Annotated in this window: 12 protein-coding genes; 2 read left to right on the top strand and 10 right to left on the bottom strand. The window is 56.9% G+C overall.

Features of this window, described 5'->3' with window-relative positions; genetic code table 11:
- Window positions 1-145: 145 nt before the first annotated feature.
- The 3 genes from COHPA_RS0110360 to COHPA_RS0110375 all read right to left on the bottom strand — a co-directional run bounded on the left by COHPA_RS0110360 (window position 146) and on the right by COHPA_RS0110375 (window position 2,672).
- Window positions 146-736 (bottom strand): AAA family ATPase, encoded by a 591-nt coding sequence (locus COHPA_RS0110360; RefSeq protein ID WP_027086108.1) that lies wholly within the window; start codon window positions 734-736, stop codon window positions 146-148.
- A gap of 195 nt (window positions 737-931) precedes the next feature.
- Window positions 932-1,717, bottom strand: coding sequence for an alpha/beta hydrolase (locus COHPA_RS0110370; RefSeq protein WP_027086110.1), 786 nt, complete (start codon window positions 1,715-1,717; stop codon window positions 932-934).
- A gap of 61 nt (window positions 1,718-1,778) precedes the next feature.
- Complete coding sequence (locus tag COHPA_RS0110375) at window positions 1,779-2,672, bottom strand: glycosyltransferase family 2 protein (protein ID WP_027086111.1); 894 nt, start codon at window positions 2,670-2,672, stop codon at window positions 1,779-1,781.
- Window positions 2,673-2,897: 225 nt separating this feature from the next.
- Between COHPA_RS0110375 and COHPA_RS0110380 the strand changes: the two genes are divergently transcribed.
- Window positions 2,898-5,939 (top strand): glycosyltransferase, encoded by a 3,042-nt coding sequence (locus COHPA_RS0110380; RefSeq protein WP_027086112.1) that lies wholly within the window; start codon window positions 2,898-2,900, stop codon window positions 5,937-5,939.
- Window positions 5,927-7,735: an asparagine synthase (glutamine-hydrolyzing) gene (asnB, locus tag COHPA_RS0110385; RefSeq protein ID WP_027086113.1), complete on the top strand. Its 1,809-nt coding sequence runs from the start codon at window positions 5,927-5,929 to the stop codon at window positions 7,733-7,735. Before COHPA_RS0110380 ends, asnB begins: the two co-directional genes overlap by 13 nt.
- A 243-nt stretch (window positions 7,736-7,978) precedes the next feature.
- On the opposite strand, the gene COHPA_RS0110390 is transcribed toward asnB, so the two are convergent.
- From COHPA_RS0110390 to COHPA_RS0110420, 7 genes are all read right to left on the bottom strand, one after another.
- Window positions 7,979-9,202, bottom strand: a complete 1,224-nt coding sequence (locus COHPA_RS0110390) for an IS256 family transposase (protein WP_027086000.1) — start codon at window positions 9,200-9,202, stop codon at window positions 7,979-7,981.
- A gap of 302 nt (window positions 9,203-9,504) precedes the next feature.
- Complete coding sequence (locus tag COHPA_RS24390) at window positions 9,505-12,615, bottom strand: glycosyltransferase (RefSeq protein WP_027086114.1); 3,111 nt, start codon at window positions 12,613-12,615, stop codon at window positions 9,505-9,507.
- Between the two features lie 24 nt (window positions 12,616-12,639).
- On the bottom strand, window positions 12,640-15,003 hold the full coding sequence (locus tag COHPA_RS24395; protein ID WP_027086115.1) for a glycosyltransferase: 2,364 nt from the start codon (window positions 15,001-15,003) through the stop codon (window positions 12,640-12,642).
- Window position 15,004: 1 nt separating this feature from the next.
- Complete coding sequence (locus COHPA_RS0110405; protein ID WP_027086116.1) at window positions 15,005-15,526, bottom strand: GNAT family N-acetyltransferase; 522 nt, start codon at window positions 15,524-15,526, stop codon at window positions 15,005-15,007.
- A gap of 4 nt (window positions 15,527-15,530) precedes the next feature.
- Window positions 15,531-16,664: a DegT/DnrJ/EryC1/StrS family aminotransferase gene (locus tag COHPA_RS0110410; RefSeq protein WP_027086117.1), complete on the bottom strand. Its 1,134-nt coding sequence runs from the start codon at window positions 16,662-16,664 to the stop codon at window positions 15,531-15,533.
- Between the two features lie 149 nt (window positions 16,665-16,813).
- A complete protein-coding gene (locus COHPA_RS0110415) occupies window positions 16,814-17,185 on the bottom strand; it encodes a YkvA family protein (protein WP_027086118.1) in 372 nt (123 codons plus the stop codon).
- Between the two features lies 1 nt (window position 17,186).
- Complete coding sequence (locus COHPA_RS0110420; protein WP_027086119.1) at window positions 17,187-18,035, bottom strand: alpha/beta hydrolase; 849 nt, start codon at window positions 18,033-18,035, stop codon at window positions 17,187-17,189.
- Window positions 18,036-18,118 lie beyond the last annotated feature (83 nt).

Below are 18,118 nucleotides of genomic sequence, written 5' to 3' on the forward strand. Positions count from 1 at the left end.
CATTCGATCCGATCGTGAATAACTGCAACTGGTCGTTGTTTAGGCCAGTCCAACGATCTAGAACAACTCGTCCAGCAGTAGGTAATCGTCTCGGACAGAGCCGGTTGCTGATTTGCGCCGCTCAACCGGTCCACCTCCGCTAGATCTAAATTCGAATATGCTTGATCGTAACGATCATCCGATCTATCCGCTTCCTTAGCCATCCTCTACTGTCGGGCGCCAGTCGGATTCCCGCTTCGCTCGCGATCCGCTCGGCGACTTCTTCTACGGTTCGATGGTCCGTATGGATATGATGTCCGAAGAGCTCGCCGGACAAGCTTGCCGCGCATCGATCGATCTGCCGAGCCGGCCAAGAATCGCTCCGGTCCCCTCTCTTCCTTAGGCGCTTCAACAACGTCTCTCGGGATGCCAGCAGCGCGAAGTGCCTCACATCGGCGCCGTCCGCTCTTAATCGACCCACGATCTCGCCGAAATATTGCGGGTTCACGAGCGTCATCGGCACGATAATCGGCCCGTCGAACCGGTCGCTGATCATCTTGAGCATGTCATAATTCATCGATCTCCATTGGGGGAAGTCTTGAAAATCGCCTTGATTGAACGATTTCGGCGCGTTCTTCCAGATGAAGTAGCCGACGTTCTCCGGATCGTAGACGTGCGAGTCGGGAATTCTCCTATGCAACTCATGCGCAACCGTCGTTTTTCCGCTTCCGAATGCACCGTTGATCCATATGATCATAGGGTTTTCACCTTATCGTGGTCGAATTTGACGCTATCGATGGGATATTCGAAAATGTCCCCATCGTCCTCGTAGCCGTCCTTGTATTGAATGTAAAAAAGTACCTTAAGCTGCGACTGCGTATCTACTTCGTAGGCGATCGTATGTATAGTCCGATTTGCTCCCTCTGCCTCTTCGCCATGATGCGCCACCTCGTCAACAAGTTATTGTAGATGCTAGAAACCTTTCCATCTCTGATCTCGTCTCGTAATAATACTGATTCTCATGCCTGCCATAGTTGAAAAATCCGTGCTCCATCCCCTCGTACGCGATGAAGTCTATACGATTGCCCGCTTGAATCATCCGTTCTACGAACGTTCGGTTTTGCTCGAAGATTCCATCGGACGAGCCGCACATCCATAACGTCGGCGGCAAGCATCGGCGGATCTGATGAAGGGGCGACATCGCAAGCGCCTTGTCCCGCAAGTCCGGAAAGAGCCTGTCCATGATATCCACTCCGTCCATGCCTGCGGCAAAAACAACGAGCGCGTTCGGAACAGTATTCGTGCGTTTTCCGTCGGCATCGTCGTCCAAGTGATCGAACATGATCGACGATACGGCGACATAGCCTCCTGCGGACGCTCCGCACATCGCGATTCGGTCCGGATCGACGCCTAATTCTTCGCAGTGGTCTCTCACCCATCGAACCGCGGATTTCGCATCCTTGATCGCTTGCTCCGGCGCGAAACCCGTGTCCGCTCCGTTGCGATAATCGACGCAAATCGCCGCCATGCCCAGCGTTGAGAAATAGTCGGCTTGATGCTGGAACTGCGCGGGATTTAAGGACGGATGCGGGCTGAAGCTGCCGCCGTTAAAAAAGAGAATAGCCGGGCGGTTCGCCCCTTTCTTCAAAGGCGCGACCATGTATAGCGAGAGCTGCCGCTCTCCCACGGTTTTATAGGTTAACTTTACGACCGGATATTCGAATGCGATTGTACTCATCCTGTCTGCCGCCCCTCTCAGCCTCAACTCCCCCTATCATAGCTTGGGTATTTTTTCCTGTCTACGACCATTCATAGTACTGGCTTGCCGTATACCGGTAGGCGTAGACCTTCGCCAAGGTGGCTTCATCGATCTCGAAGCGCGCCATCAAATCGTCCTGCATATCGACGATCTCTCGATAGAGAATGCGCTTGTTCTCGTATTTCAGCGCCACGCTTTCCGGATGTCTCCGGTGCGTATTCAGGGATCGCGGATGGTAGTAGATCTTGCCATGCTCGAGCATCCATACGTAGAAGCAGAGATCGCCCAAAATACGGTAACGTGTCATCCGCGGCTCAATCTCCCGCACGTCGAATTTCTTGAAGACGACGCCGGAGACGTTCGGTATCGTATTTTTGACGACCAGCGTATCCCTGATTTCGTCTATGCCGTTCCTGACGTACGGGGATTTCCATCTCTCCGTATCGATGTCGTTCGTATACGTCAAATAATTGTCGGCGTATATCGTCCCGTCCGCGTCCGCTTGCCTCGATTGCGCGTAGCCGAGCACGATCCGATCGTCGGAGCGAAAGCCGGCCATCACGCTCTCCAAGAACGTCTCCGAGCAATAGTCGTCCGCCTCGGCGATCCAGATATGGCTGCCTTCCGCCGCTTCGATTCCTTTGGCCCACTGCTTGAACACGTTGCCGGAGTTCGTCTCGTTAACGATCGTTCGTATATTCATGCGCCGCCGCTTGCGAGGCAGAGCCGCAACGTATCGTCGGAACAAGCGCACGCTGTCGTCGGTCGATGCGTCGTCCAGAAACACGACTTCGTGGACCGGGTAGGTCTGGTAGAAAATCGACCTCAGCCTCTCGGGCAGGAATCTCTCGTAATTGTAATTCGGTATAATGACGCTCACTTTCGGTTGCGGGCTCCTCCTTCCGAATCGCCCGAACAGCCAAGATAAATCCATGCCGCCACCTCGATTCCCGAGTAATAAACCTCGTACTAGCATATGCGGCAATTCGACTCTCGCTTCTCCCGCCTTTTGTTGCTTGGACTGACAGTTGCCGTGAAGCGGACCCCGGGACGATCATATCTTGTACAATCTACTAACGCAGGTATAGAGGTGAATTTCGTGACGGGTTCAGGAGTCTGGACAAAGATAAAGATTTACCTAGCGCAAGCCTGGAGGAGATTGACCTCCGGGAAACCTAAGCCGTTTCCGGCAATTCCTCATGCGGTCAGCGAGCATCCTTCGGCCTCCCTTCCGAGCTCGCTGCGCGAACAATCGATCGCGGTCGCCCGGGAGTGGCGGCGACGGAACGCTAACCGGGGAACCCTGCCTATGCCTGAAGGCTTCTGGGTCAAACCGACAATAGATCCTTACGAGGCATGGCTCGAGGTCAACCGATGGAACGAGCGCAGGGAAAAGGTTCATCGGACGCAAATCGATAAGTTGAAGCGCAGGCCTCTCCTTAGCGTAATCATGCCGGTCTATCATCCGCATATTCCGTATCTCGACCAAGCGATCGAAAGCGTACGCCGCCAAGCCTACTCCGAATGGGAGCTATGCATCGTAGACGATGCGAGCACCGACCCATCGGTCCGGGAAGCGATTCGGAGATGGTCTCGGACGGACGGCCGCATCCGAGCGTCGTTCAGCGAGAATAACGAGCATATCAGCGTCGCCACGAACAAGGCCGTCGCGATGGCGTCGGGGGAATTCCTCGCGTTCTTGGACCAGGACGACGTATTGACTCCGGATGCGCTCGGAGAAGTCGCCGCTTATGCGAATGCGCATCCCGATGCGGACATCATCTACTCCGACGACGACAAGCTCGACACGGCAGGCCGCCGCGTCGCTCCCCAGTTCAAGCCGGGCTGGTCGCCGGAGCTTCTGTTGTCTTATATGTATTTCGGCCATTTGTTCGTCGTGCGGACGGCCTTGTTCCGCGCGGCCGGCGGAATGAGGCGCGGGTTCGAGGGCTCGCAGGATTACGACTTGGCGCTCAGAATCGCCGATAAGGCTAGACGTATCGGCCATATTCCGCGAATTCTGTACCATTGGCGAATACATCCCGGCTCCACTTCGTCGGGCGGAGGGGCGAAGCCCTATAGCTTCGAGGCCGGCAGGAAGGCGGCGCAAGACGCATGGGACCGGAGCGGCGTCCGCGCGCGGGTCGTTCAACCCGACTGGGCGTTCCAGGCCGGCCTCGGCATATTCGCGCCCGTATTCCCCGATGACGGTCCGAAAGTCGTCATCGTCATTTGCACGAGAAATCGTCACGGGTTGTTGCGCAATTGTCTGGAGTCGCTGGAACGTACAAGCTACCGGAATTGGGAGGCCGTCATCGTCGATAACGGGAGCGACGATCCGGAGTCGATTCGCTATCTGCAAAGCGTCCGGCATCGGGTGATCCAGATTCCCGACTCGGCGGACGGATTCGATTATGCGCGCCTTAACAACGAGGCGGTTAAGCGAATCGACGCGGAATACGTCCTCTTCTTGAATAACGATACGGAAGCGCTGAAGCCCCAATGGCTAAGTCAGATGGTCGGGTGGGCCCAGCGGCAAGGCGTCGGCGCCGTCGGCGCCCGTCTCTTGTTTCCGGACGGCCATATCCAGCACGCGGGCGTCACGCACGGCTTATACAAAGGGATGGCCGGCCCTTCCTTTAAGCGGCTGCCTGCCCGGGATAACGGGTATATGAGCCTGGCCCGGGCGAATCGCAACTGCGCCGCCGTCACCGGAGCGTGCCTCCTAACGCCTCGCAAGTTGTTCATGAAGTTCGGGGGATTCGACGAACGTGCGTTCAAGGTCGCCTACAACGACGTCGATTACGGCTATCGGCTTCGCGCCGCCGGCTACCGGATCGTCTATTGCGCGGACGCGGAGCTGACGCATCATGAAGGGGCCAGCCGGGGCTTCGTCGATCACCCGGCAGAGGCCGCCGCGTTCAGAGCCAAATACGGATTCGCTACGGATCCCTACTATAACGATAATTTGTCGCTCGATAACGAGAGATTCGACATCCGCTCCAAGACGGCCGTCACGGAACGATTCCAACCTATCCCTGCGTTGATGTGCGCCTATAACCTGAATTGGGAAGGTTCCGCCTACAGCCAGTTCGAGTTAACGGTCTTGCTCAAAGACAAGGGAATCATCGATCCGATCGTCTATTGCGCGCAGGACGGTCCGTTAAGGCAGGCTTACGAGAAACAGGGCATTCGGGTTGAAGTCGCTCCTCACCCGCTGACGAACGCGTGGTCGTACGATTCGGCGATCGACCGATTCGCCGGGCGGATCGGAGAATGGAACGTCCAATTGGTCTACGCCAATACGCTCGAGACGTTCTACGGGATCGAGGCCGCCAAGCGGTTGAACGTGCCCTCCGTCTGGAACGTGCGCGAGAGCGAGCCTTGGCAAACCTACTACGATCGTTTCGGATCGGAGATCGCCGCGCGGGCTCTCGGCTGTTTCGCTTATCCTTACCGCGTCGTATTCGTATCGGACGCGACCCGCAGCGAATTCCGGAATCTCGAATCCAGGCTGAATTTCGAGACGATTCATAGCGGCTTGGATCGCAAGCGGCTGCTCCTTCATCTCCGGCAAGAGGATCGGAACAAGCTTCGTTCAGCCCTCGGTTTCGCCGGCGATGAATGCATCGTGCTGCTGCTCGGCACCGTATGCGAACGCAAAGGACAGATCGATCTGGCGGAAGCGACGCTTCGCATGACTCGGGAAACCGTCTCGAAATGCCGATTCCTCATTGTCGGCGACCGTCATGGCGAGTACAGCGAGCGACTGAGATGGCGCGTCGAATCTCTTCCTCCCGACCTTCGGACTCGCGTTCACGTCATTCCGGAAACCTCCGAAGCCCCGTCCTATATGGCTATCGCGGACATTGCCGTCTGCACGTCCAGAGTCGAGAGCTTTCCTAGAGTCATTCTGGAGGCAATGGCCTACGGTCTGCCCATCGTGACGACTCCCGTGTACGGAATTACGGAGCAGGTTCAGGGCGGCATCAGCGGCTTGTTCTACATGCCGGGAGACACGGCGACGTTAGCCCGGCATATCGAGACGCTGGCGAACGATCCGGCCCTGCGCCGGACGATGGGAACTTACGGTCGTTATCTGCTCGATTCGATGAACGATTCCGAGGCGATGGCGATCGCCTACGGCAACGTATTCCAAGAGGCTTGGCTGAGCGGGGAGGCGAGAGCATGTGCGGAATAGCGGGGATAATCGACTTGGCGGGACAACAACGGCTCATCACGCGGAGCTTGGCGGTCATGCTAGGCGAACTCGAGCATCGCGGCCCGGACGGCGAAGGCCGGTTCGCCGAGGGACCGGTCGCCATGGGCATGCGGCGTCTATCGATCATCGACCTGCGGCGGGGCGGGCAGCCTTTCTACGGCTTGGGCGGGCGAATCGTCGCTTTTCAGAACGGAGAAATCTACAATTACCGTTCACTGCGGCAGGAGCTGCGCCGGCTCGGTTATTCATTCCGAAGCGACAGCGATACGGAAGTGGTCGCGCACGGTTATGCCGCGTGGGGAATGGACGGAATGCTGGATAAGCTGGACGGGATGTTCGCCATCGCGATTCTCGATCGGCGAAGCGGGGAGTTGCATCTGGCCCGAGACCGCTTCGGGGAGAAGCCGCTCTTCTACGCATGGGCCGAAGGTAAATTCGCATACTGCTCCAGCATGGCGGTTGTGGCCGCGCTCCCTTGGGTGGACAATGACGTTCGCCCGCGAAGCCTGGAGCGATACTTGGCGTTGCATTACATCCCGGGGAGACAGACCCTGTTGGCAGGCGTCCATCGGGTCCTCCCGGGAGAGAGGCTGTCCGTGCGGGTGACTGATCCCGTACCGCGGAAGTCGCGCTATTATCGATTTCCGCCGCCATCCGCGGACGCCGAGCAGCCGTCCGAGACGAAGGTCGCGGAGCTGCTTGAGCAGGCGGTTACAAGCCGATTGGCTGCCGACGTGCCGGTCGGCGTCTTCTTGTCCGGCGGGTTGGACAGCTCGTTGGTCGCCGCGATCGCCGCGCGAAGCCAACCCGGCTTGCCGACTTTCTCGATGGGATTCGCCTCCGCCGAGCATGACGAAAGCGAGCATGCCCGGACGGTAGCCGCCGCCATCGGAAGCCGGCATCATCGGTACCGCTTCGACGAGGCGGCGTTCCTGTCGCTGCTGCCGCAAACGGCTTCCGCGCTTGACGAGCCTAACGGCGATCAGGCGTTGCTGCCTCTGTACTGGCTATGCCGCGAAGCGCGTAAGGACGTGAAGGTCGTACTGTCGGGAGAGGGCGCGGACGAAGCGTTCGCGGGTTACTTCTATTACCGGCGATTTCTAGCTTCGAATGGGGAACGGCCCGTGCAGAGCCTCATTCATGACGACAGAGCGATCAGTCCCTCGGGATTCCCGCTGCTGACGGATGTTTACACGCGTCAACGACTGTTAATCGCCGGGGACGATGCTTGCGACCCTTGGGAGAGGCGGATTCTGCGCGATATCGAAGGGTTGCCTCCGCTCGCCCGGGCCACGGCCGCGGACCTGCTCACTTGGCTGCCTGACGATCTGCTCGTGAAATTCGATCGGATGTCGATGGCGCACGGTTTGGAAGGAAGAGCCCCTTACCTGTTCAAGGAGCTCGTGGAATACGGCATCCGCTTGCCGGACCCGAGCCGGATGACGGCGGACCGCGTCAAAGTGCTGCTCCGCCAAGCCGCCAAGCGATATTTGCCGGAGTCCATCGTCGAGCGACCCAAGCAGGGCTTCGTTCTTCCGATGCGGGATTGGCTGAGGCAATGGTTCAATGAACACGGTCCCGCGAGACCCTATTTCATTCGCCGCAGCGTGCCGGGATTGGACATGGACGCCGTGGCCGCCATCGCGGAGCGGACGCTGGCTGACGGGATCCGGAACGATCGCCTGCTGTTCGCGCTCGTTATGCTGGCGGAATGGCAGCACGCGTTCGAGCGAAAGAGAGGATCGCTTAGGAAGAGATTGGGATTGCCGCTCTAATAACTCATCGTTATTACCGCTTGATGCGGTAACATTCGTTACCATTCAATTGCACGGAATACAGTAAATAACCTTATTCCGAAATTTTCAGCACAATACCTGCATGGAGTACAGTTAGTTAGCAAATAACGAGGAAACGGGCGGATATTGCCGGGTTGAGATGTAGTACGTACAGGTATTGAGAGGGAATGGGGGGTTCGAAGATCAAGTCCAAAATTGTGTGTAAAATCCTCTGCTTAAAAGTTAACCGATACGGATGACGTTACTAGCAGGGTTTGGTGCTGTTTTCTTCCATTCGTAATACTCATCCATGTTGAAATAGCGCCGGCCGCTTGTCCACTTTTCCTCGTACTCCATCAGGACTGCGCCTAGTAGGCGAATAACAGATTCCCGGTTAGGAAAGATCCGTATCACACTCTCCCTCCGCCGGATTTCGGCATTTAAACGCTCCACGCCATTCGTGGTTCTTAGCCGAATTCGGTACGCTTCAGGATATACAATAATAGCTGTAGCATCGTCAAAACCGCTCTCCAGCGTCTCCATCGCTTTAGCTGCTTTGCTCGAATACGCCTCTAGGGTCTGCTTCAGATACTGTCGAGCAGTCTCTAGATCGGGCGCTTCAAATATCGATCGGACACGGCCTTTAATCTCGGTCTTCAGTGCTTTCGGCGCTGCGTCTAGAACGTTGCGGATGAAGTGCATTTGGCATCTCTGCCACGTTATACCTTGGAAATGTTGCCTTACAGCGCGTACAAGGCCGCCATGGTGATCACTAACCACTAACTCGACACCACGAAGCCCGCGAGCCTTAAGCGAGCTAAAGAACTCGCTCCAGCTTGCCTCGCTTTCGGTGTCACCGAGCATGAGGCCCAAAATCTCACGTTGCCCGTCCTTGTTTACGCCATAGCCAATCATGACGCCACGGGAACGAACCCGCCCATCTTCACGCACTTTAACGAACATGGCGTCGACCGAGATAAACGGGTAGGAAGTTTCATGAAGCGGCCGGTTATTCCAGCTGCTTACGATAGGATCCAGTTGTTTGCAGAGCTCGCTCACTGTCGATTTAGAAAACTCGGCTCCGCACAATTCTTCCGTAATCGTGGTTACTTTGCGTGTGGATACGCCGTTAATCACCATTTCCATAAGAGAGAGCATCAAAGCTTGTTCGCTTCTTTGATACCGGGCGAAAAGCTCCGTAGAGAAGCTGCCGTCCCTAAGCCGAGGTACATGCAGTGTAATGCTTCCTACACGAGTCGTTAGTTTACGAGGATAAGTCCCATTGCGGTATCCCGTCCTTTCGTCGGATCGCTCATACTTATCTGCTCCTGCCTGCTCAGCTACTTGTGCTTGGAGAACCTGGTTTAACACGGATTCCAACAAACCATTCACCCCAGAATCTTGTCCTTTTCCTAAAAACAGTTGATGCAACAATGCCGTATCTACGGTAATCTGATACTGAGCCATAAATAAAAATCCTCCTCTAAAATGGGTCTCGACAACTTTCATTTTAAGAGAGGAATTTATTTATGGCTCTCCTTTTTTAGGACAACCATTTTACACAATTATATGGACTTAACTGGTTCGAACTAAAGTAACTGTACTTGGTGCAGCAACGAGCGAGAGCGACCGTCGATAGCCCGAAATAACGGCAATACGTGCAGTTAGCGGCGTTTATAGATGCGACTGCTTCGCGCCTGCTACGAATCGGGCTGTCCCGCTGCAGGGATACGCACGCGAAAGCCGACCCTTGTAAGGTCGGCTTCCTGTTATGGCATCGCTTCATTGTAGAAATGGACGAGCTCGCTCTTCACGTAGTCGGGATCGGCTACCATTCTAACGCCGTGATAGGCATTGTCCAGTATCGTTCCGGCACCGTTGCGAAGCGACCCGATCGCCTCGGATATCGTTGCCGCGATAGCGTCCGCATCCGCTCCTTCAAAGAGGAACCCGTTGTAACCGTGTTTGACGAGCTCTCTTACGCCGCCGACTTCCGTCGTCACGACCGGCACGCCGGACGCCATCGCCTGCAGAATCGCCTGGGGCATCGATTCGTCCGTCGAGCAGCAAAGGACGAGGTCGGATTGCAGGTAGCTTTGAAGCGGGTCGTCTTGGAATCCGGCCATCTCGACGGCTTGCTCCAACCCGTTATTTTGTATATAGCTCAGGCACGATTGGCGGTAATCGCCCACCAGCCGGTCGTACCCGATCAGCTTCAGGCTGACGGGGACGCCTTCTTGCCGAAGACGATGCACCGCTTTGATCGCCTCCAGTTGATTTTTGCGCGGCTGAATCGTCCCTGACAGCAACACGCGAATCGTATGCGTCTGCGTCTGGGGCAGCGCCGTTAACCGGCGTCGGTTCGCATCGAAGCTGTCGAAGAAAGCCGACTCGACGGCGCAGCACAGCTTCGTCCCCCGTACATCCAGCAGGCGGCTCCATATATCCGAATATTTGCGGGAAGAAGAATGAACCGCGTCGATTCGATAGACGGAGCGAATCCGATCTAGCGTCAAATGGGAGGCGTAGTATTGATGGAGGGTAGCCGCATGCGGGATATAGACGGCCTTGCAAGCGGCGCCCACCGCTTCGATATAAGTGACGGAATGGGCCAATCCGACGTTATTGCGCTGCATCCAATCGGCAATGACCGGCGCGGTGTACGCCGCCTGAGGGTCCTGGTCCACCTTGACGTTAGAGATATACGGCAATTCATGGATCGCCAGTCCTCCCGCCGCCGCGCGCGCGTACAGATCGGGAACGTACCGCTGCGACTCCGGCACGCATAGCAGCACCTCGAAGCCCATCTCTCTCATGAACGTCGCGTGCTTCAGCAGATGAAGCGTGGCGCCTCCCAAGTAGGATTCATGGAAAAAATAAGCGATTCGCCTGCCTCGCAACTTGCGGTGCAACTCCGACGCTTCCAACGCGCCCGCGAAGGCATGGACCTGCGCCTCGCTCGCGTAATGGCGCCGAACGTACGCATAGGCCCGTGCGTGCATCGCGTTCATGTCGGATGCCCCCATACCGGCCGCCTTCAGCAAGGCGGCCAGCCAATCCTCGGGGGCGTTGCCGGTCTTGATGCACACGTCGTCCGGAAGCTCCGAATAAGGAGGTACGTTCGAACAAATCCATACGGACCCGGCAGCGGTGCCTTCCAGAAATTTGACCGGACTTTTGCTTCTCGCCGCATCCAAGGCGCCATCCAGAGGAGACAGCGTAAAATCGAACTCTCCCGCTCGCAGCCATTCCAAGTACCGGTCGTAGCTGTTCGTGAATGCCCGATAATACGTCTTACCGTGCAGCCGACCGAAATCGTCGGGATTCATTCCCCAGAAATGAAACTCTGCCCGGTCTCCGACCAACTTGCTGAACTGCTCCAGAACCGGAAACAGGCGCTGCAATTCTTGTTTTCTCGACGGTCCGGTGAAGATGCCGAACTTATACGGCCGCTTCCGCGCCAAGCGCCTCTTATCCGTCAGGTATGCGCCCGGAATGTTGGTGCGGCTTTGAATGACTCGCGGGTTGTAACGTCGGCAATCCTCCGTGATCACGGAATTGTAGCTGATAATCTGGTCGCATCCCGACACTTGATGTTGGAGATGGTGATAGCCTTGCGTTCCGGGCTTTAAGTACCCGAATTCCTCCCCTAGCTCGTGGAACTTGAACATATTGTCGTCCATCACGTAAATCGAGGGCTTGCCGGCAGCCTTGGCTTTCTCGAGAGCGGCCGTAGCGTTCGGGCCGATCGTCTTGTATAGCGCCAGAACGTCGTATTCGTCGAAGCCGAGCGCACCCGCGTTGTTCTCGTCGAGATAACAGTATCGATAGGGAAAAGCCGGCAGCCGATTCGTATAGTTTTTGACGGTGACGTCGATCGAGGTGGAGTACAGGCTCTTGATCACGGCCAACCGGCGCGTCCACGGACGGGACAGATTGGCCAGCTCGCGTTGCTCCGCCTTCAAGTAATAGGGAGTGCGGCTCCGGAACGGAAAAATTTCGCTGCGGCTCCATTCGTCGATTTCCCGCTGCGACAAGCTGGGAGCTAGATGAGCGGTGCCGTCCACTTCGTATCGGCCGATCGCCTCGGGCGCAAGCATCGACTCGCGGTTGATCTCCATATACTGGCGCAGCTTGACGTAATGCTTCAGCACGATGCCGTCCGATTCGGCAAGCGAATGCTTCTCCCCGGCGTTAACGCTGCTGACGACCTTGTCGACCCATACGAATTTGAGCTTGCGCGCCATGCGCAGCCACAAGTCGTAGTCCGACAGACGGCGCACGAGGACATGGGGATCGTACATGCCGCACTGCTCGAGAACGGACTTGGGATGAAGGATGCTATTGTTCGCGATAAAGTTGCCGCTCTGAAGCAAGGAGTAGTCGAACGCCCGTCCGATGTCCGATCGCTGCGCGCTTCCGTCCTGCCGCTTAATCGCGGCAAGGCAGGTGCCGTATACGGCGCACGGTTCGCCCTGCCGAAGCGCTTCGCCGTACAACGTCGCTAGACAGTCGGGCTCCCATTCGTCGTCATCGAACTGATAGGCGATATATTCGCCTCTGGCGAGAAGAATCGCTTCGTTCACTCTTGCCGCCGGAAGTCCGCTATTCCGTTCGTGCCGTATGATCGTAATCCGCGAGTCCCGCTTCCGGTACCGTCGCAGCGTTTCGTACGTGCCGTCCGTGGAGCCGTCGTCCACGATAATCAATTCGAAATTCGGGTACGTCTGCCGCAGGACGCTGTCGATCGCGCGGCTCAAGGTCGTTCGGTTACGGCAATAAGTCGGCATGATGACGCTAATCGCCGGCTTCTTGAATCGGCGAAGCCAGCCTGACTTCAAGATCGTACGGTCCGAAGCCAGAGTATGGAATGAAATCAAGCGCGATCCCTCCGTCCATTGATGTTATTCTCGTTCGCCCATCTCGGCGTACAGACCCTCTCTTCGGCCGATAAGCCTAAGAAACGGATAGCGCACCGGGCGTTCGAATACCGATAGATAACCGCTGCCCTCGTCGTAAGAGACGCGAAATTCGATATGCAGCGCGGGAGCGCCGTTAACCGGCATCGGAGGAATGGGGAACGCGAGCGAGCAATCGCCCGACAACCCTGCGAGTTCAACGTCGAAGGCTTCGATTTCTCGTCCCGCCTCGTCGCGAACGGTTACCCGCATAAGCCCGCTCATCCGCTTGCCGCCGCATCGGAACAGACAACGAAGCGTTCGGACGGGTCGATTCGGCATCCCGATCGCATACGACAGTTTATTCCGAATCCGCGTTAATGCCAGCCCGGCCCGCGCGCGTTCCGCTTCCGTCGGCGAAGCCGGAGGGCTGACGCTCTCCATCGCGAGGGCGAATTTGCCGGCCTGCGCCTCGGACGTATACCTCTTGCGGATACAGTCGACCGCGCGATTCCGGATTCGCTTCCGATCTGCCGTCGGCATTCGGATGATTCGGCCGATTTCCCGTGCCCAACGGCCCTTTTCATTCGGCACCTTAAAGCCGTTCACGCCGTGTTGCACGGATTCGTAGGGCTCTACGTCGGAGAACAGGCCTACCGCGCCGCAGATCGTCCCTTCCAACCATTTGATCGGGCATTTGCCCTTCTTGAACGGCGTATCGAAGAGCGGACAAAGCAACAGATCGAATCGGCTCGCCGAAAGCCGGTTTATATACTCCTCGTAACTGACCGAGAACTCCGCGGCGAACACGTCGCTCTCCTGTATGGAACCGATTTGCGCGGGGATGTATCCCCAAAAATGAAATTCGACCCCCCGCTTGAACTCGCTGCTGACGCCGAGCAATTCGTCCCAGAGCCAGTCGATCTCCTCTTTTCTCGATTTCGTCCCGAGCATTACGATCTTGAACGGGGCGGCGGGCGGGTCGAACGATTCGGCCTGACGGTTCAAAATCTTCTCCGCCACGTTCGTATCCAATTCGATGATTCGGGAGTTGTAAGGCCGTACGGAAGCCGCGGTCGAGCGGGAATAACAGAGTACGAGGTCCGCATTCGACAATTGCCGGATCAGGTTGCCGTGCTGGGGGGTTCCGGGCGCGTATCGCCAGTATTCCGGACTCACCGTATGCAGGAGCAGCAGATCGTCGTCGATCGCGTACACGATCGGAATACCCGACTGCTTGCATAGATCGAGAAGCGCGGCGGAACGATCCTCAATCGTTCTGCACAGCACCGCGATGTCGATGTTCCGGAGCGCGTCGGCGTTCAGCAGGGACTCCGGAACGAAGACGAACCGATAGGAACCGTCCAGCGCCCGAATATAGTTTTTGAGCATGATCACGACCGTCGCATCGTACGCGTCTTTCGTAACGAGCACGTATTTCATCGGTTTGGCCGGGATGGTATCGTAACGCGCCCTGCGGCTCGCCCACTCGGGTCTTTGCTCGAACCACGGCAGCACCTGCTTCCGATAGACATGCTCCCGGTAAGCGCCGTCGTGCAGAAAATCCAAGTTATCCAGCGCGTAGTCCTCGATTCGGTCGAGCCTTAACCGATCCGACCGATCGATCGCGTAGCAAAGACGGAAGAGTTGCGGATCATAGATATAATCCGAGCCCAGCGATTTCTCGTGATAAGCCTCCGCGATGCTGATCACTTGGTCGACGAAGACGAACGGCACTTTCTCCGCCCATCGCAGCCATAGATCCCAGTCGCTCGTCCGGCGCATGGCCAGATGGCAGTCGTAAGCGCCGTAGGCGTAGCAAAGCGATTTCGGATGCAAGACGGCATTATTGATAATGCGGTTATAGAGCTGCAGCTCGTCGTACCGGAGAGCGGCGCCGATGTAGAACTCCGTCTGCGTCTTCAAGTTTCTGAACAACCCTTTGCCGAACACGACGCAATCCCGCGGTTGCCGAACGATCTCGCGGTATAACGCCTCCAGCGCGATGTCCGTCCATTGGTCGTCGTCGAACTGGTAAGCGATGTACTTCCCCTTCGCGCGCATGATGCCCTGGTTCACCCGCAGCGCCGGCAGACCGGAATTGCGCTCGTTGCGGATATAGACGATTCGGGGATCATGGTTCCTATAACGCATGACGATCTCGCGCGTTCGATCCGTCGAACCGTCGTCGACGACAATAAACTCGAACGCGGTGAACGTCTGATTCAGCACCGAGCGAATGGCGCGTTCCAGCAGCCCGTTGTCGCCCCGGCAATAGGTCGACATAATGACGCTGATGACGGGATCTTGGACCGGCGATTCGGATTCGTACACCTTCGCGCCTTCCAACAACGGTTTAGCGGTAATCATGTTACCCTCCTTGATTGGGCAGCGTCATGATACGTACGGGACCTTGTTCCGCGGATTTGGCGCCGACGGTTCGAAAGCCCGCTTTTTCATAAATCTTGATAGCCGCGGCATTGTGCTCGTATACTTCCAAATCGATGGCGTTCAGCCCCAATCGCTCGAATCCGAAGGCGCATATCGCGCCGACGATCTCGAGTCCGAAGCCTTTGCCCTTGGCCCGCGCGTTGCCGACCATGAGCCGCCCGAACTCCGCCGTTCCGCGAGAGGCATCGATCCGGTATAACGCCGCGATCCCCACCGGTTCATGCAAACCTGCCATGTCCTCGGCGATGAACGCGATATCCGCCCCGTTCTCCAGATATCGCGCATACCAGTTCCGATGTTGTTCCCAAGTGATCGTGCCGCTGCTTAGAAACCATTGGCGGATTGCGGGGTCGTTCCGCCAAAGGAGCACAAGCTCTAAATCCGAGAGCTCGAGCTGGCGCAACCGTAGACGTTCGGTCCGAATAACGTATGCGTGGTTCATCCGCTCACTCCTTGGCATGGGCTGCTACGATTTCGCAGACGCGGTCTACGTCTTCTTCGCGCAGTTGCAGATGCATCGGCAAGGACAGAATCCGTCCGGACATGTCGTGAGCCCGAGGGCATGTTCCTTGCCCATAGGCGTACATGGCGTAGTCGGTATTGTCCCGGTAATGAACGCCGGGGTAGATCTCGTTGTCGTTCAGCACATGAAGAAGCTCGTCTCGGTTGCCCGATTCGATCATGAACAGATGGCGGGACGACTCGCAGTCCGCGGCGACGGGGATCGGCTTGGCGCGGCTGCTTCCGTGGCCAAGGCGATCCTCGTACCATTGCGCGACTTGCCGGCGGAACCGGTTATCCTCGTCCAAATACCGAAGTTGGACAAGTCCGATCGCCGCCATGACGGAATTACCGTGATACTTGTACCCCAAATATTCGACATCGTATTTCCATTTGTAGTTGCCCGCGCTATGCGTTCGGGTATACGTATCCTTGTTGATGCCGAGCCAAGTGTACTTCCTGCAGATGCCGTCCATCTCTTCGTCCGCAAAGCAGATCATGCCGGAATCGGCGGTCGGCAAATTTTTGACGGCTTGGAACGAATAGACCGCCACGTCGGCCTCCTTGCCCGGCATTTCCCCGTGGAGACGGGTTCCGGCCATATGCGCGCCATCCAGGATGAGCGGCAGGCGGTGCTTCCTGCATATGGCGAGAATATCGGCGTATTGCCCCGTATTGCCGCCTAATCCTACGAACATGACCGCGCGCGTCCGAGGCCCGATTCGCCGTTCCAAATCTTCCGGGTCCATGCACAGATGCTCGTCAACGTCCGCGAATACGACCTTCATTTTCTCGTAGAGGATCGCGTGATTGGTGGAGACGAACGTCAACGGCGTCGAGACGATCTCGTCTCCGTCCTGCCAGCCATGGACTTGCTTTAATATTTTGACGGCCAAATGCAGGCCAGCGGTTGCCGAATTCACGAAGTGAGCGTGCTTATGACCCGTGTAGGCGCGCCATGCGCTCTCGAATTCCACCGTCTTGAACCCGATGCCTGTCCACCCCAGCTCAAGGCATTGGCGGATTTCCTCGATGCATTCATCTACTCGGTAAGTTGGCACGAACAATTGGATAGCCATTCCGGTTCACTCCTTACTAGGTCGAAATCAATGATAGTTTATGAGAGACGTTCCGATACGGATTGGACGAAAGACGGCCAGAACACAAAAAAGAACGGCCGTTAGACGCATATCGCGCCCCTCGGCCGTTCACTTGTATTCAATGAATTTTAGAAAATAATCAGACAACCCGATAGAACAACGGCTGCCCAGACCGTAACAATGATCCCCGCCGCCACCCAATTCTTCGGCTTGTCTCTGGCGACTCTGGCCTCCGCCTTTGCCCTGGCTTCATCCAATACCGACCGAGGCGTCATTCTCAAAGCGAGCTTCACGCCAAGCGGAATAAGGATGAGGTCATCCAAGTAGCCTAGAATCGGAACAAAATCGGGAATCAAATCGATCGGGCTGAAAGCATACGCCACCACGCAAGCCGACAACAGCTTGGCATACCCGGGCGTGCGCGCATCCCGATAAGCATAATAGAGAACGAAGAGCTGCTTCTTCAACTGTCTCGCCCATGCTTGCAGCGGCTTCAACATGCTATGCCAGCTCCCGAAGCCACTGCTCGACTTCGCGGAACGCCCCTTCGCTCGATAGGATGCCGTCATGGTCGGCGTCCAGGATCATCTTCACTTTGGCGTCGTTATGCTCGGCGAACATCGGAGCGTACTGTCCCGGAACGAACACTTCTTCCTTCTCCCCGACGAGCACGAGCGTCGGCTGGGTCATCGCCTTCAAGCTGCGCTCGTACTTGGCGCTCGGCGCGCGGGATTGCAGCAGACGGTAGCTGAGTTCGAGCGTCTCCCGACCATGCCGGCGAGCCGGCGGCTTATCGTTATGCATAACGGTCAGACGGTTGAACCAGCGGATGCCGAGCTTGTTCATGAAGGTTAACACCGCCAGTCTCGGCACGTTCAGCTGGACCGTGCTCATATGGTTTTTCTCGTAGTTAATGGGCGCTTTCGGGTGAATCGCCGGCGCCAGAAGCAAATAAGCGTTAACCTGCCCGGCAAGCGGCTTGTCGGCTAGGCGAAGCACGTTGCCTCCTCCGCCCGAATGGGCGGCAAGGATGAGCTTGTCCGCCTGCGGCTCGCTCTTCTCCAGCCACACCGCCAAATCCTCGATATCATGATCGTGCTGGCCCACGTATTCTACGTCGCCTCTGCGGATCGGGTGCAAGCCGTACCCTCTCAGGTCGGGCACGACGACTTGCGCTAACTGCCGCTTCGCGATGAACTCCGCGAGCGGGTGCAAATATTGTCCATCCTCCGAGATCCCGTGCAGCAGAATCATCAGCTTGTCGCTGTCCGCGCGGTAATGGCGATAACATAAGGATCTTCCGTCCCTGGCTTCGTAGGTTTGGATGGGTGGCAGCAATCTCTCGTACATGAACTGGCCTCCGAGGGTGACTATTGACGCGCTAGTCTTTGAATATCTTGCGAATTACGGCGGGTCGTGAAAATGTTGAATGC

This window comes from Cohnella panacarvi Gsoil 349, assembly GCF_000515335.1.
Taxonomy (GTDB): domain Bacteria; phylum Bacillota; class Bacilli; order Paenibacillales; family Paenibacillaceae; genus Cohnella; species Cohnella panacarvi.